Origin of the sequence: Kangiella sp. (assembly GCF_014762745.1) — a bacterium.
Lineage (GTDB): Bacteria > Pseudomonadota > Gammaproteobacteria > Enterobacterales > Kangiellaceae > Kangiella.
Window position 1 is genome coordinate 1 of sequence record NZ_JABURJ010000059.1, and the last position, 14,620, is coordinate 14,620.

The 14,620-nt window shown below is 44.8% G+C and carries 11 protein-coding genes; 2 read left to right on the forward strand and 9 right to left on the reverse strand.

Annotation, left to right across the window (positions count from 1 at the left end; all coding sequences use genetic code 11):
- Nucleotides 1-354 precede the first annotated feature (354 nt).
- A complete protein-coding gene (gene katG, locus HUJ19_RS04435; RefSeq protein WP_290622490.1) occupies nt 355-2,511 on the forward strand; it encodes a catalase/peroxidase HPI in 2,157 nt (718 codons plus the stop codon).
- Between the two features lie 131 nt (nt 2,512-2,642).
- On the opposite strand, the gene HUJ19_RS04440 is transcribed toward katG, so the two are convergent.
- The 3 genes from HUJ19_RS04440 to HUJ19_RS04450 all read right to left on the reverse strand — a co-directional run bounded on the left by HUJ19_RS04440 (nt 2,643) and on the right by HUJ19_RS04450 (nt 4,958).
- Nucleotides 2,643-3,293: an IS1595 family transposase gene (locus HUJ19_RS04440; RefSeq protein ID WP_290622491.1), complete on the reverse strand. Its 651-nt coding sequence runs from the start codon at nt 3,291-3,293 to the stop codon at nt 2,643-2,645.
- Nucleotides 3,294-3,516: 223 nt separating this feature from the next.
- Nucleotides 3,517-3,903: an ACT domain-containing protein gene (locus HUJ19_RS04445; protein WP_290622493.1), complete on the reverse strand. Its 387-nt coding sequence runs from the start codon at nt 3,901-3,903 to the stop codon at nt 3,517-3,519.
- A 2-nt stretch (nt 3,904-3,905) separates the two neighbouring features.
- Nucleotides 3,906-4,958 carry a cysteine synthase A gene (locus tag HUJ19_RS04450; protein ID WP_290622496.1) on the reverse strand — a complete coding sequence of 351 codons (1,053 nt, stop codon included), beginning with the start codon at nt 4,956-4,958 and terminating at the stop codon, nt 3,906-3,908.
- A gap of 162 nt (nt 4,959-5,120) precedes the next feature.
- Here HUJ19_RS04450 and HUJ19_RS04455 point away from each other — a divergent pair, with 162 nt between their 5' ends.
- On the forward strand, nt 5,121-5,777 hold the full coding sequence (locus HUJ19_RS04455; protein WP_290622498.1) for a 2OG-Fe(II) oxygenase: 657 nt from the start codon (nt 5,121-5,123) through the stop codon (nt 5,775-5,777).
- A 20-nt stretch (nt 5,778-5,797) separates the two neighbouring features.
- Here the strand turns inward: HUJ19_RS04455 and HUJ19_RS04460 are convergent, their stop codons facing one another.
- From HUJ19_RS04460 to HUJ19_RS04485, 6 genes are all read right to left on the reverse strand, one after another.
- Entirely contained in the window at nt 5,798-7,855 is a 2,058-nt protein-coding gene (locus HUJ19_RS04460) for a tetratricopeptide repeat-containing diguanylate cyclase (RefSeq protein ID WP_290622500.1), read from the reverse strand.
- A 256-nt stretch (nt 7,856-8,111) separates the two neighbouring features.
- Entirely contained in the window at nt 8,112-9,236 is a 1,125-nt protein-coding gene (locus tag HUJ19_RS04465; RefSeq protein WP_367273968.1) for a hemolysin family protein, read from the reverse strand.
- 110 nt (nt 9,237-9,346) lie between these two features.
- Complete coding sequence (locus tag HUJ19_RS04470; protein ID WP_290622503.1) at nt 9,347-9,886, reverse strand: manganese efflux pump MntP family protein; 540 nt, start codon at nt 9,884-9,886, stop codon at nt 9,347-9,349.
- A gap of 71 nt (nt 9,887-9,957) precedes the next feature.
- Nucleotides 9,958-10,470 carry a TspO/MBR family protein gene (locus tag HUJ19_RS04475; RefSeq protein WP_290622504.1) on the reverse strand — a complete coding sequence of 171 codons (513 nt, stop codon included), beginning with the start codon at nt 10,468-10,470 and terminating at the stop codon, nt 9,958-9,960.
- Nucleotides 10,471-10,557: 87 nt separating this feature from the next.
- A complete protein-coding gene (locus HUJ19_RS04480) occupies nt 10,558-11,904 on the reverse strand; it encodes a diguanylate cyclase (protein ID WP_290622505.1) in 1,347 nt (448 codons plus the stop codon).
- Nucleotides 11,888-14,614, reverse strand: coding sequence for a cation-transporting P-type ATPase (locus HUJ19_RS04485; RefSeq protein ID WP_290622506.1), 2,727 nt, complete (start codon nt 14,612-14,614; stop codon nt 11,888-11,890). The genes HUJ19_RS04480 and HUJ19_RS04485 overlap by 17 nt, the downstream gene beginning before the upstream one ends.
- Between the last annotated feature and the right edge of the window lie 6 nt (nt 14,615-14,620).

A 14,620-nucleotide genomic window follows, 5' to 3' on the forward strand; every position in this document is an offset into this window, starting at 1 on the left:
AGCAACAATACTGGATTAACTATAAACCCGTGGCCAGTTTTACTTGACCACTACAGAGTGACTTATTTAGGAGGTATCCAAAGGATTAGTCCTTCAGGCCAATAATAACAAAGATGTAAACTCATATAGCACCTATATAGATATACCTTTCAAGTGTCTACACAACTAAGCGTGTAACCTTTCTGATATAAAAAAATGACCATGATCATAGTTTGCGTCAATAGTTGCGGATTAAGGTGAGAATGTCATTTTCATTGTGCTATAACAGGTAAGAGATTTTAGAGACTACTTAAACACAGCGCTTAGAAGTTGATGATTAAGAAGTAGTGGAACCTAGAGTAAATGGAGGTTGTTATGTCAGAAAAGAAATGTCCGGTGATGCATGGTAGCGTCACAAAAAGCAGCACATCGAATATGGATTGGTGGCCTAATGCGCTGAACCTCGATATTTTGCATCAGCACGATAGAAAGACCAACCCAATGGGTGAGGATTTTGATTATCGTAAAGAAGTTAAGAAGTTGGATTTTGAGGCTCTAAAAAAAGATTTACATGCATTGATGACAGATAGTCAGGAGTGGTGGCCAGCAGATTGGGGCCATTATGGTGGGCTTATGATTCGTTTGAGCTGGCATGCTGCAGGGACTTATCGAATTGCTGATGGCCGTGGTGGTGCGGCAACCGGTAATCAACGTTTTGCTCCTATCAATTCCTGGCCGGATAACGTTAATCTGGATAAGGCACGTCGCCTGCTATGGCCCATCAAGAAAAAATACGGTAACAAGCTCAGCTGGGCAGATTTAATCACTTACGCAGGTACTATTGCCTATGAGTCGATGGGTCTTAAAACCTACGGCTTTGCCTTTGGTCGCGAGGATATCTGGCATCCCGAGAAAGATACCTATTGGGGATCGGAGAAAGAATGGCTGGCGCCAAGCGATAATGAAAATAGTCGTTACTCAGGAGAGCGCGATCTGCAAAATCCTTTGGCTGCGGTGATGATGGGCTTGATTTATGTGAACCCAGAAGGTGTAGACGGTAATCCTGACCCTCTAAAGACTGCTAAAGATATTCGAGTGACGTTTGAGCGCATGGCCATGAACGACGAAGAAACGGTTGCGCTGACGGCAGGCGGTCACACAGTCGGTAAATGTCATGGCAATGGTGATGCTGAATTGCTTGGCCCGGATCCGGAAGCGGCAGATTTGGAAGAGCAGGGACTTGGCTGGATTAATAAAACCAAGCGAGGTATCGGTCGCGATACAGTGACCAGCGGTATTGAAGGTGCCTGGACTACGCATCCAACCAAATGGGACAACGGCTATTTTGAAATGCTACTCAATCATGAGTGGGAATTGAAGAAAAGCCCGGCGGGCGCATGGCAGTGGGAGCCGATTGATATCAAGGAAGAGGATAAACCGGTTGATGTAGAAGACCCTGGCATTCGAACAACTCCAATCATGACCGATGCGGATATGGCGATGAAAATGGATCCTGAATACCGCAAAATTTCAGAGAAGTTCTACAAGGATCCGGAATACTTTTCGGAAGTATTCGCGCGCGCCTGGTTCAAATTGACACACCGCGACATGGGGCCTAAATCGCGCTATATCGGCCCTGATGCGCCACGAGAAGATTTAATATGGCAAGATCCGGTGCCAGCGGGCAATAAGGATTATGACGTTGCAGTGGTAAAAGAGAAAATCAAAACCTGCGGACTGTCAGTTAGTGACATGGTAGCGACGGCTTGGGACAGCGCTAGAACCTTCCGCGGTTCGGATCTTCGCGGTGGTGCCAATGGAGCACGTATCCGCTTAGCGCCACAAAAAGATTGGCAGGCTAATGAGCCTGAACGGTTAGCTAAAGTACTGAAAGTTCTTGAACCGATTGCTAAAGACAGCGGTGCCAGTATTGCGGATGTCATTGTCTTAGCAGGTAACGTTGGTGTAGAGATAGCTGCTAAAAAGGCAGGGTTCAGTATTGAGGTTCCATTCACGCCAGGACGCGGTGATGCCACTGACGAAATGACGGATGTTAAGTCCTTCGAACCGCTGGAGCCTTTGCACGATGGTTATCGTAACTGGGTGAAGAAAGATTATGTGGTTAGCCCAGAGGAGATGTTATTGGATCGTACGCAACTGATGGGGCTGACAGCCCCTGAAATGACGGTACTGATTGGTGGTATGCGTATGTTAGGCGCCAACTATGGCAACAGTAAGCATGGTGTCTTTACCGATCAGGAAGGTGCTTTGACCAATGACTTCTTTGTGAACTTAACCGATATGAATTACACCTGGAAGCCAACCGGTAATAATCTGTACGAAGTGTGTGAGCGTAAAACCGGTAAGGCAAAGTGGACGGCAACACGTGTAGATCTGGTGTTTGGTTCAAACTCAATTCTTCGAGCACTGGCTGAAGTCTATGCTCAGGACGACAACAAGGAAAAGTTTGTTAAAGACTTTGTTGCCGCCTGGGGCAAGGTCATGAACGCCGATCGATTTGATCTAAAGTAACTCACTAACATGCCGCATCAGATTGCTGGTGCGGCATGTCTTTATAAATATCCGTAATATTTCCTAAAGAATAAGCATTGGCTAACGGAGTGGCGACGCGTGATGATTATAATAGGGGCTGATCCAGATAACTAACCCATTTCTTCTTTAACCCATTGTTTTAATTGCTTTAATTGAAACTTTGGGTCACTGTAATTAAATCGCCACTCACACTCCTTCAAATAGAGTGGAAACTGCTCTTTCGGAATACCATTAAACTGGCGTAAATGTCTCTTTGCCTGGTTCCAAAAATTCTCTATTCCATTGATGTGATTATGCTTATCTGCGAACAACTGACTATGGTTGATTCGATAGTGCTTAAATTCACTCACATCCAACGCGTTATAGCTGCGAAAAGTATCAGTATAAACAATGCTGTCTGGCTTCACTTTGTCACGAATAATAGGAAGCAAAGTCTGCTCTTTAGCATCGGGTATAATCACCGTAAAAACCTTGCCTCCACGCTTTAAAAGGCCAAACACTGGTATTTTACCTGCTGCGCCTCGACCTCGTTTTCCTTTGCGTTTACCACCGAAATAACTCTCGTCAACTTCAACCTCACCAAGTAGCTGCTCTGATGGTTCACTATACTTAAAAATCAACTGCCTTAAACGCTGATAATAGTAAATAGCTGTCTTAACATTTACGCCAATCAACTGGGCAGCACAACGAGCTGTTGTACCAGCCACAAAGTGCTCGATAAGGCGGTTTTGTTTGTATTGGCTTAGTCTACTTTTCTTCATTTCCAGATTTTACTAAATTCTAGTTATCTGGATCAGCCCCTTTATTTTTATATTCGGTTTGGTGACAAAATGGGATAAACATCGAATTTGTTGAGTAATGCTGCTAAATCTCCTTAACATGCGCTTATTATTGCTTTATTTCGCCTATTCTCGCTACTTTTCCATTTTGCTGACCGATTTGCAATTTCAGCTAAAATCAGCTTGCCGTTGCAACTTCCTCTATTTAAACAAACACATAGCCCACTTTCTTCAACACTACCAGGGCTTGGGCAAGGTTTCTTTCCTTTACCAGCACATAGTCGGTATCAAAAGTGGAAACGACAAAGATGGGTATTTCCGCTTTTGCCAGTTCCTGGCTAAGAGCTGCAATCACCCCCGTCATTTCAAAATCGAGCGGTCCTTCAACTTTTATTGAGCGCCAGTTGAGTTCGCTTTTCTGTACCGAGTCTTTTATCAGCTCTCGATTCAGGCTTTCACAAACTAGCGATAATTCTTCGTCGGTCGAGGATAAAAACCAGTTTCCTTGTAGATCTTCCAGTTGCATCACCGATGCCAGTTTATGCACATCGAGCTGTGCATCAAGTAATTTTAAACGGGGCTTTTGCTGCATACTCATCCCCTCTCAGTTACATTGACAATCACACTATCATCCATTGCCTGATAACGCTTAAACATCTGTTCAATGGTTTCAAGATCATCGCGGATGCCTTTTTCGGCCAGAAAATCCGGGTTCCACAGTTTTGAATAGGAACGCTCACCTGCATCACAGGCAAAGGTGACAATAATTTTTCCCGGGCCACTTTTGGCTGCGGCAAAGAGTGCGCCAGCCACGTTTAGCGCTGAGCTACTGCCCAGCACCAGCCCATCATTATTCCTGACTGCTCTCGATACTGTGACCAGATCCTGATCGGGCAAAGTTATGCCTTTATCGATTTTAGCCTGAGCAAAATTGGCCACCGTGCGCATGATGCCAATGCCTTCAGTGAATGAACTGCCCTGCGCCTTATATTCGCCGGTTTTTAAGTAGTGATAGATGCCCGAACCGTCAGGGTCCACCGACCACACGTCCAGCTCAGGGTTCTGTTCTTTTAAATATCGGGAATTACCACCAATGGTGCCACCGGTGCCAGATACAGACACCAGCGCATCAATCTTGCCTTTAGTCTGCTGCCAGATTTCCGGACCGGTATGTTGATAATGAGCTTTGGCATTACTGGTGTTCTCAAACTGATTGGCCCACCAGTAGTTCTCATTCTCTTCTGCCAGACGACACGCCGTGTGATAGAAGTGATTTGGATTGGCAAATGGGCAAGGATCTACCAGCATCAGTTCTGAACCATGCAAGGCAATCATCTTTTCCTTCTCTGGGGTCTGGCCTTTTGGCATCACGGTCAGCATCTTAAAGCCCAGCGCTTTGGCCACCACTGCCAGCCCAATGCCTGTATTACCCGCGGTTCCTTCGACGATGGTCATGCCCGGTTTCAGCTCACCTGACTCAATAGCATCTTGCACCATCTGTAGTGCAGCACGATCCTTTATTGAGCCCCCAGGATTCTGGAATTCGCACTTGACCAATATTTCGCAGCCGGTCAGCTCTGACAGTGACGGAATTTTCAATAAATCCGTATTTCCAATTAATTCAGCGACATCTTGCTTATAGCTCATTGAAATTAGCTCAATCTACAGGTTAATGCCATTAAGTCTAAATCAGCTGGGACTGAAATGCGACTGAGCCCATACCCAACAGTTCTTTGTGTATAATTTTTGTTCACAAAGCCCTCATTTTGGAGTATAAAGCGCGCATAGTATTCTTGAGGTTTGACTGCATTGAACCAAGCATTAAAGTCCGTTTCTTCCAGTTCGACTGGCTTTTTTGACAACGATATCTTTAGTCGTATCTGTGATGCTATCACCGACAAGGGTTATATCGTTCTGCAAAATGCCTTACCACTTGATACCCTGAATCATTTATTCACGGGGCTAATCGACAGCAACCCGCATCAGTTTGATCTGGCTGGAATTGGCCGTGAGCAGGATTTTCATACCAATGAATTTGTGCGTACGGATCAGATCCAATGGCTTGAGCCCAATCAATCCTTTGCACAAGACTATTTTAGCTGGATTGAAGAACTAAGGTTGCGCCTTAATCGCCACCTGTTTCTTGGTTTATTTGATTATGAGTGTATGTTTGCTCATTATCCGGAAGGTGCATTCTATAAGCGCCATCTTGATGCTTTCCGCGGTAGCACTAATCGTCGTTTGACCACGGTTCTGTATCTTAATCCACAATGGAATGCAGAAGATGGCGGTGAACTTTTGATCTATCGCAAACGTGAAAAAACACCAATTGAAACGGTGATTCCCGAATTTGGTACTTTAGTGGTGTTCTTAAGTGAAGTGTTTCCGCATGAAGTGTTACCTGCCAGCAAGTCTCGTTTCAGCCTTACAGGCTGGTATAGAGTTAATGAGGGGTTAGTGATCTAACCCCTCATTTTTAACAATTTCTAAATCACATATTCAACCCGATTACGACCATTTTCTTTGGCCTGATAAAGCGCCTCATCAACACGGTGCAACAACTGATCCATATTTTCACCAGGCTTAAATTCGGTTACCCCAACGCTGATAGTCGCGTTTAAATCGCTTTCAATATCCGTGTATTGTTTGAGGTCAACCTCGCGCTGCAATCGCTTAGCAACCTGGATCGCCTGATCCAGATTGGCGTTCGGTAGAATAGCCAGGAATTCTTCCCCGCCGGTTCTGCCCAGCACATCATTATCACGCAGCAAGTCCTTGCTGAAGTTCGATAGGTTTGTCAGCACAATATCGCCTACCGAGTGACCATGACGATCATTAATGATTTTGAAGTGGTCAATGTCATACATCAGGATGCTCAACGGCTTTTCTGATTCGTTGGCATTTTCCATGGCCTTTTTTAAAGCACGCTCAATCTGACGACGGTTAGCAAGCCCGGTCAGACTATCGGTATAGGCCAACTGTTTAAATTTACGTGAATTGGCGACCTGTCGCATCGAGAACCAGATCAGAACTACCGTTAGTAAACCACCCAGTATTATGGCCAGTATTTGCCACTTGCGTGCCGCTTCCAGCGACTTCAACTGCTCATCTTTAAGCTTCTGCTCTTTTTGCAGCTGCTCATTTTCAAGCTCAGTCTTTTCACTGTCATACTCAAATCGCAGAACTTGTGTTTGCTGATCGGAACGTTGGCGTTCAAGCTCTTTTTGCAGCTCCATGAATTTCTGATATTTATCCAAAGCCTGTTGATCTTTTCCTGCACGCTGGTAACTTTCAGCCCAGGCTTCATAAAGCAAAGCCAGATAACGCTTATTGTTGTCCCTGAGCATCTGATTTTCCGCTTCCACAAAAAATTTTTCAGCCTGTTGTGGTTGCTCAATATTACTTAGCGCTATACCGTATTGCATGGCAGCCATTCCATCGTAATTTATGTTGCCTAGTTGCTCTCTGGCTTCCTCCGCCAGCTCAAGCTCTTTAATGGCTTTGCCGTGCTCTCCTTGCAAATTATAACCACCCGCCAATGCAATCCTTATTGGCACCATCTGTGTTTCAATTTCCGCCTCCTGTGCAACTTTCAAAGCTGCCTGGTACTTTTCTATAGCCAGATCCAAATTGTTACGCTGTTCTTCCATAAAACCTTGTTGCAAGTACACTTGAATTTTGCCAAATTTTAAGTCGTCCTGCTCTACGATTTCTTGTGCGCGATTAAGATACTTTTCTGCACGCTCAAAAAAACCCAAGCGTCTATAAATTATCCCTATGTCAAATATCAAGCCATCAGCACCTTCCAGTAAATCTTCCTCCCGATATAACTGCTCTGCTTTAACACAGTCCTGCAACGCGAAATCATTTTCGCCAATTAGCGAACGCATTCCACAACGGCTCACGTAAGCGTCAGCCATCAATTCGTTATCGTCTAGCTCTATGCCAACATCCAGTGCTTTTTCGATAGTCTGCATCGACTGAGAAATTTCACCAGAGCGCGCTTCATAATTAGACAAGCACAAATAGAGAACACCTTCTTCAAGACGATCAGCTCTTGTTTTGGCATTGCTTATCATGTCATTAGCAATATTGATTCCTTTACGAGGATCAAACATGCTGCCAAGTATGCATTGATAATAAACATAAGATAAGCGTCTATCTTCATCCCCTTCTGGCACCAGTTTTGCCATTTTCTCAACTTGCTGATCAAAATCCTGTTGCGTTTTCAGCTTTATTTCCCCTGACTCGATCTTATCGACGAAATCATCAAATGCCTGCTGCTCAGGCGTTAACTGCTTTGATTTTTCCCCTTGGATTTCAACGGTCTGATTCTCTAACTGATCATCAAAACTCCCTTTGATATTTAAAGGCTTATGTCCGGCAAATGCTAAGGTGCTACTGATTAAATACAGCAGGATTCCCGCCCACAAAGGCGAGTATAGATAATAAAACAGGGAAAGTTGCCTCGCTTGGCACGTGGAGTTCCTTTCACAATTTACAATCGAGGCAGCCGCCTGAGTAACTCGATTACTATGAGCCATAGGGTTTCCTCATGTCTGACCTCTTTACACTCTAGCAGAGAATCATAATGAGAAACAGATCACAGTGTCAGTATTTTTTACATCTTTTGGTCTAATGTGTAATTTTTACTCTAATCACTCTTTTTTAGTTTTACAAATCAATAGGTTATTAAATGTTGCAATTAGCATCTATTTGGTTGATAGAATGTAGCAATGCGACCTGCTTCAAGTTAATTTTGACTTGTTTACTGACAATTTTTGTCAATTCTGACTTGTTTTAGTGGCTTTCAGGCTCATCATCAATGATTAGCCCCCTTTTTTGTGCCCGCTTTCGCCATTGCTGGCGAGCCAGCAGCTGCATATCTTTAACTTCATCCATCTCGTCCATGATCTCCAGACCAAGCAAAGTTTCCACTAAATCTTCGAGCGTCACCAGACCGGATGTCTGGCCATATTCGTCCACCACCAGAGCAATATGCTGTCGCTCATTGAGCAACACTTCCATCAAGTCCGGCAATGGCATTTCGGCCAACACCACCATTAACTTGCGTTTCAGATGTCCCAGCGTTCTTGCACCATGCTCCTTGGCCTGAGTCATTAAAATATCGTCTTTAAGCACAAAGTCGGTAATGTCGTCATTATCTTCACTATAGATAGGAAGCCTTGAGAATCGGGTATTCAACACCTGCTGAAACACATCCTCCACTTTTGCGCTGGCGGGGAGAGATACCATTACGGTACGAGGCGTCATAATATCCTTAGCTCGTAACTGCCTGAAGCGAAACAGGTTTCTGACCACCCTGAATTCATGTTTATCAATTTCACCCGTTCTTTCTCCCAGCCCAGCCATTGCCAGAAACTCATCACGGCTGAAAATATGCTGCTTCTTACCATGCGATATCCATTTGGTGATCATTTCAGATAGCCAGATCAGAGGATAAAGGATCTTGATCAGCCACTGCACATAAATCGCTGTAATCGAGGCCAGTTGCTTCCAGTACACCGCCCCAATGGTCTTTGGCACAATCTCAGAAAAGAACAGAATTGCCAAAGTCATAATCACTGAGAAAAGGCCAATCCAGGCACTACCAAATACAATGGTTGCCTGTGCGCCTGCCGCAATAGCACCCACCGTATGGGCAATGGTATTGAGCGTTAAAATAGCAGCCAGCGATCGATCAACACTGGTAATGCGCAAGGTACGCAACACCTTGGCACGCTTTGGGTTCTTTTCCTGTAAGTGCTCAATATAAGATGGTGTGATACTAAGCAGTACCGCTTCAGCAATTGAACATAAGAATGAGAATAATATTGCTATCAGGATATAAATCGCCAATAAGGCCCAGTCAAAACTGCTAACAGCATCCAGCTCGGAGTTTGCCTCTACCGCCTGGGCAGGCATCACCACTAACAGACTAACTATTATGAGTAGTAAAGCTGATATTAATTTATAGGTACGTAACATCTTTTTTCTGCTCTATATTTGATTCGTTTGCAGCAAGAATTAATGGCTTAGCTTAACACAAGCTTGATGCCTATCAGGATCAATATCACACCACCCAGCAGCTCCGCTTTGCTTTCCAGCCAGGTGCCACTGCGTTTTCCGATAAAGACCCCAAGTGTACTCATCACCATGGTAATGACACCAATAATGACACAGGCAATGAAAGGGTTAGCTTGTAACAGGTTCAGGGCAAAACCAGCGGCCATGGCATCAATGCTGGTAGCAATCGCCAGGGTCAACATCACTCTTTGAGTAATCTGACAAACATCTTCTTCAATGCCCTCCGCAAAGGCTTCAAAGATCATTTTTCCGCCAACGAAGAGTAATAGCAGGAAAGCGATCCAGGGCGCATAAACGTCTATCCAGCCAAGCAGCCCCTTGCCGCCGAGATAACCAATCAGCGGCATCAGACCCTGAAACAGACCAAAATAAACTGCGGCCCAGATGGCGAGCTTCTTATGACTTTCAACAGGTTTCGAGCCAAGACCAATGGACACCGCAAAGGCGTCCATACTTAAGGCGAGCGCCAGAATAATAACTTCTAACATGACTTCTGTGTGTTATTACTAATGGCGCTCATTGTAAGGTTTTCTAGTTTACTGTGCGACTATTGAAGTTGTTATCCCAGCAAAGCAGGGTTCATTTTCCAGACAGCATAGTTGAGTATTGCTGCAAATAGCACCCATAGTAAATAGGGGGCCAGCAGCAATGCGGCCCATTTATTGACTCGTAAAAACCCTACCAGGGTAAAGCCAATGAAGATCCACAAGAGTACGATATCTACAAAAGCCCAGCCACCCACATGCCAGCCAAAAAATAACCAGCTCCACATGGCATTCAGAATAAGCTGTAACACGAACACGGTTAATGCCGCATGAATTCTTTTCAGCGATGCATTCAAGTTATAACGCTCTCGCCAAACCAGCCAGGCAGCAATACCCATGAAAGAATAAAGAACCGTCCATACCGGACCAAACAACCAGCCCGGCGGAGCCCATGAAGGCTGATCCAACTGGCTATAAAACTGACCTGCATCAATTGATGCAATGGCGCCGATGGTTGCTGTAGCAAATGCCAAAATAAGCCATGCCAGCAGTCCTAGCAGATCTTTTGTTTTCGTTAAGTTGCTCATGATTTCCCCCAGTCTCATTTTTATCATTCGATACTATGCGTATCTTCGTTTAATTACTACACCACGCAAACTCCAAAGTATTTATTCTTATATTTTATTCGAATTATTGTGACGCTTATCATCATACATGGCCCTGTCAGCATTTCGCAGCAGGGCTTCACTATCCTCACCACTGCTGGGGTAGATGGCAATCCCGATACTGATCCCAATCGCCACCTCGGCTCCATCCAACACAAAAGGTTCTATAAATGCCTGCCGGATTTTATCGACAATCAGCTCAGTGTCACCCTCAGCATGCAGTTCCGTCAGCAACACGGTAAATTCATCTCCGCCCATTCTTGCCACAGTATCTGACTCACGAACGCAGGCCTGTATCCTGATCGCTACCTTGCTTAATAAGAGATCCCCCTTGGAGTGACCGAAAGTGTCATTCACTTCTTTGAAACCATCAAGATCCATATACAGCAGAGCCAACTGTTCATTCACACGCTTAGCGCGCTTAATTGCCACATCAAGTCGGTCATTAAACAGCAAGCGGTTGGGCAATCCGGTCAGCCAGTCATGACTGGCTAAATGATGAAGTTTCTGCTCATACTCTTTGCGTTCGATTGTCGCAGTAATCTGCTCTGCAACGAACTCCATCAGCTTGATATCTTTTTTTGAATAGCTGTCCTTTTCTGTTGCACAAATAATGATAGCGCCAACAATAGTCTCCTGTGCGATCAGTGGCACCGCTAACCAGTTACCCTTACCTTGCACACCGACGCTATTTCTTTTTGCAATCAAAGCTGCGTCGTTATTCTGTTTAATAGCCACCACTGTTTTGCCATTGATTAACACATCCTCTAACGCAGTGTTTTGTATTAACTGATAGTTCGTATCTTCAGTTCTCGCTCCATCACTGCAATACGCCAGCTTAATACTGCTTTTCTCATTGTGTTTTAAAGCAACTATAAAAGTATCCGCCGCAATGAAGCCTTTAATGATTTGATGTGACTGCTGAAATAATTCAGTAAGGTCGCTGGCCTGATGGGCAATCTGCGATAACTTATAAATGGAGTTTTGAGTTCTCTCGAACCGTTTGTACTCCGTCACATCTCTTGCAACGGCCACTCTGACCTTATCGTTTTCTGACCAGCGGGCAGACCACATGATATACACGGTCTTCCCATCTTTCCGTACGTATCGATTCTCAAAATAAGGCTGCTCTTCTCCTCGCATTATTTCGCCAGCAACAGCCAGTGTTTTTTCCCGATCATCCGGATGGATATAGTTGATCATATTGGTGCCAATCATTTCTTCCTGTTTGTAGCCGAAGACTTTCTCGCAGGTTGAACTGATGTATACAAAATTCCCTTCCTGATCGACAACGCAAACCACGTCCATCAGCAGGTCAACAACTCGTGTTGCTATTTCATTAAAGCGTGTGTTCACGATGTTTTCTCTTATTTCTTTTTATGGCCAGTCGTATCTGCTTTTCCGTTTCAGCTAATGCAAATAACGCAATGCCAATAAACACAATAATAATTCCATCTTTAATTGCTACTGCTTCAGTTAAAAACACCGACTGCATCCAAGGTAGATAAGTGATGGCCAACTGACCAACAGTAACCAATATTACCGCATACCAGATTACCTTAGTCCCCTTAATTGCCTGCAAGGTCAAAGAAGTTCCGTACATGTTTCTAATAAAGAACAGATGGAAAATTTCCATAATCACTAAAGTATTCATGGCCATAGTTCTGGCCAGCTCAATCGAGTAACCCTGTTCTATGGCATACCGATAAATTCCAAACACACCTAGCCCGAACAAGATTGTGATAAAGATAATATGCCATAACAACGTTCCAGTTAGCAGTGGTTGGTTTCTCGGACGTGGCGATTGCTTCATGGTGTTATTCTCAGTTGGCTCAAAAGCCAGTGCAATACCTAATGTTACTGCTGTAATCATATTGACCCACAATATCTGCACTGCCGTGATTGGTAAGGCCATGCTTAACATCAGTGCCACAATGATAGTAAAGGCTTCACCGGTACTGGTCGGCAGTGACCAGCTGATAACTTTTTTGGTATTGTCGTAAACGGTTCGTCCTTCCCTGATGGCCGCCACAATCGACACGAAGTTATCATCAGCTAGCACTATCGACGAGGCTTCCTTGGCGGCCTCGCTTCCCTTAACCCCCATCGCAATTCCAGCATCTGCACGCTTCAAGGCTGGTGCGTCGTTAACGCCATCACCAGTCATTGCCACTACCAGTCCATCGGCCTGCAACGCTGACACCAAACGTAACTTATGCTCCGGACTTGTTCGTGCGAAAATATTTACCTCATTAACAGCCTTCGCCAGCTGACTATCATTTAACTCATCCAGATCCGCGCCTGTTAATACTTTTTCTGTATCTTTCAGCCCAATCTTTTTGCCAATCGCTGATGCAGTTAGCGCATGATCTCCGGTGATCATCTTGACTTCAATGCCAGCTCGATAACATTCGGCTACCGCTTCAATCACTTCACTACGCGGCGGATCCATCAATCCTACCAACCCTATAAGCACCAGATCCTCTTCAACATCTTTGTGGCTTAACTCGCGCTGATTTGATTCACTTTTTTTCATAGCCAGCGCCAGAACTCGTTGGCCCTGACTTGCTAAGGTATCTGCCTTTTGCTGCCATAGTTCCCTTTCGATTTTTTCCGTCGCTCCAGATTCAACTTGCTGTAACCCACATAGCTGTATAATTTTCTCCGGCGCACCTTTAACAAAGATGGTCGCTTCATCATCAGTATTGTAGTTCAGTGTTGCCATATATCTATGGTTGGCATCAAAAGGAATCACATCAGTTCTTGACCATTGTTTTCTTTCACGCTCAAGGTCAAGTCCTAATTTTGCAACGAACGCCAGTAGCGCCGCTTCCATCGGGTCACCCTCAGCCAGCCACTGCCCTTCTTCCTGTTTTAATTCTGAATCATTACACAGCAAGGCAGTCAATCCCATCATAGTCAACGCCTGTTGCTGTTCCTTTGTGATTTTTATTTTGTTTTCGGTTATCTCACCTTCCGGCGCATAACCATCACCGCCAATATCATAATCGGATTGATACGTCGCTAAGTTCACAACGCTCATTTCGTTACGCGTCAGCGTACCCGTTTTATCGGTACAGATAACCGAAATGGAGCCCAGTGTTTCAATTGCCGGTAACTGCCTGACGATGGCGTTTCGTTTTGCCATGGCCTGCACACCAACTGCCAATGTAATGGTCAGAACAGCAGGTAAGCCTTCAGGAATCGCAGCTACTGTTAATCCGACAACGGCCATGAATAGCTCACTGAACTCGTAATCAAGCAGCCAATAACCGGTAACAAAAATGGTCAAGGCAATAACCACAATAACCAGACTTAGCCATTTTGCAAAAGTATCCATCTGCTCGACCAATGGCGTGGTTAAAGTTTTAACCTGCGCCAACATGCCGCTAATTCGTCCAATCTCTGTTTTTGAGGCCGTTGCAATTACGATGCCCTGTCCCTGGCCGCTGGTCACCGTCGTACCGCTAAAAGCCATGCAGCTTCTATCTCCTAATGCTACATTAACTTCCACTGGTTCAATCTGCTTATCTACTGGCATTGACTCACCTGTCAGGATCGCCTCCTGGGCACTCAGATTGTGAGCTTTTATTAGCCGCACATCAGCCGGGACTTTATCGCCTGCTTCCAGCAGCACCAGATCGCCAGGAACCAACTCTTCAGCACTGAGGGTGCTGCGTTTACCTTCACGAATCACTGTTGCCTGCAAAGCCAGCATTTTTCTAATAGCATCCAATGCGCGTTCTGCCTTACCCTCCTGCAATACCCCAACCAAAGCATTAATCACCACCACTGCGACAATCACTGATGTATCCACCCAGTGATTGAGCAATGCGGTGATCGCTGCAGCAATCAGCAACACATAAATTAAAACGTTATGAAATTGTTTAAGAAAACGCACTAACCAGCCCTGGCGAGCCGGCTGTGGTAATTGGTTAATGCCGTAACGTTTTTGTCTGTCGGCAACTTGTTGCTTATTAAGCCCTTTATGATCGGTTTCTTGTTGCTTTAATGTTTCGACCACATCCAGTGTGTGCCAGTCAATTCTATCTGAATTTCGCTCCATGATATT

Excerpts from the sequence above, each read along its gene's own strand:
- HUJ19_RS04475 (WP_290622504.1), bottom strand. The coding sequence starts at position 10,470 with ATGAGCAACTTAACGAAAACAAAAGATCTGCTAGGACTGCTGGCATGG.
- HUJ19_RS04445 (WP_290622493.1), bottom strand. The coding sequence starts at position 3,903 with ATGCAGCAAAAGCCCCGTTTAAAATTACTTGATGCACAGCTCGATGTG.
- HUJ19_RS04485 (WP_290622506.1), bottom strand. The coding sequence starts at position 14,614 with ATGGAGCGAAATTCAGATAGAATTGACTGGCACACACTGGATGTGGTC.
- katG (WP_290622490.1), top strand. The coding sequence starts at position 355 with ATGTCAGAAAAGAAATGTCCGGTGATGCATGGTAGCGTCACAAAAAGC.
- HUJ19_RS04460 (WP_290622500.1), bottom strand. The coding sequence starts at position 7,855 with ATGGCTCATAGTAATCGAGTTACTCAGGCGGCTGCCTCGATTGTAAAT.
- HUJ19_RS04470 (WP_290622503.1), bottom strand. The coding sequence starts at position 9,886 with ATGTTAGAAGTTATTATTCTGGCGCTCGCCTTAAGTATGGACGCCTTT.
- HUJ19_RS04450 (WP_290622496.1), bottom strand. The coding sequence starts at position 4,958 with ATGAGCTATAAGCAAGATGTCGCTGAATTAATTGGAAATACGGATTTA.
- HUJ19_RS04440 (WP_290622491.1), bottom strand. The coding sequence starts at position 3,293 with ATGAAGAAAAGTAGACTAAGCCAATACAAACAAAACCGCCTTATCGAG.
- HUJ19_RS04465 (WP_367273968.1), bottom strand. The coding sequence starts at position 9,236 with ATGCCTGCCCAGGCGGTAGAGGCAAACTCCGAGCTGGATGCTGTTAGC.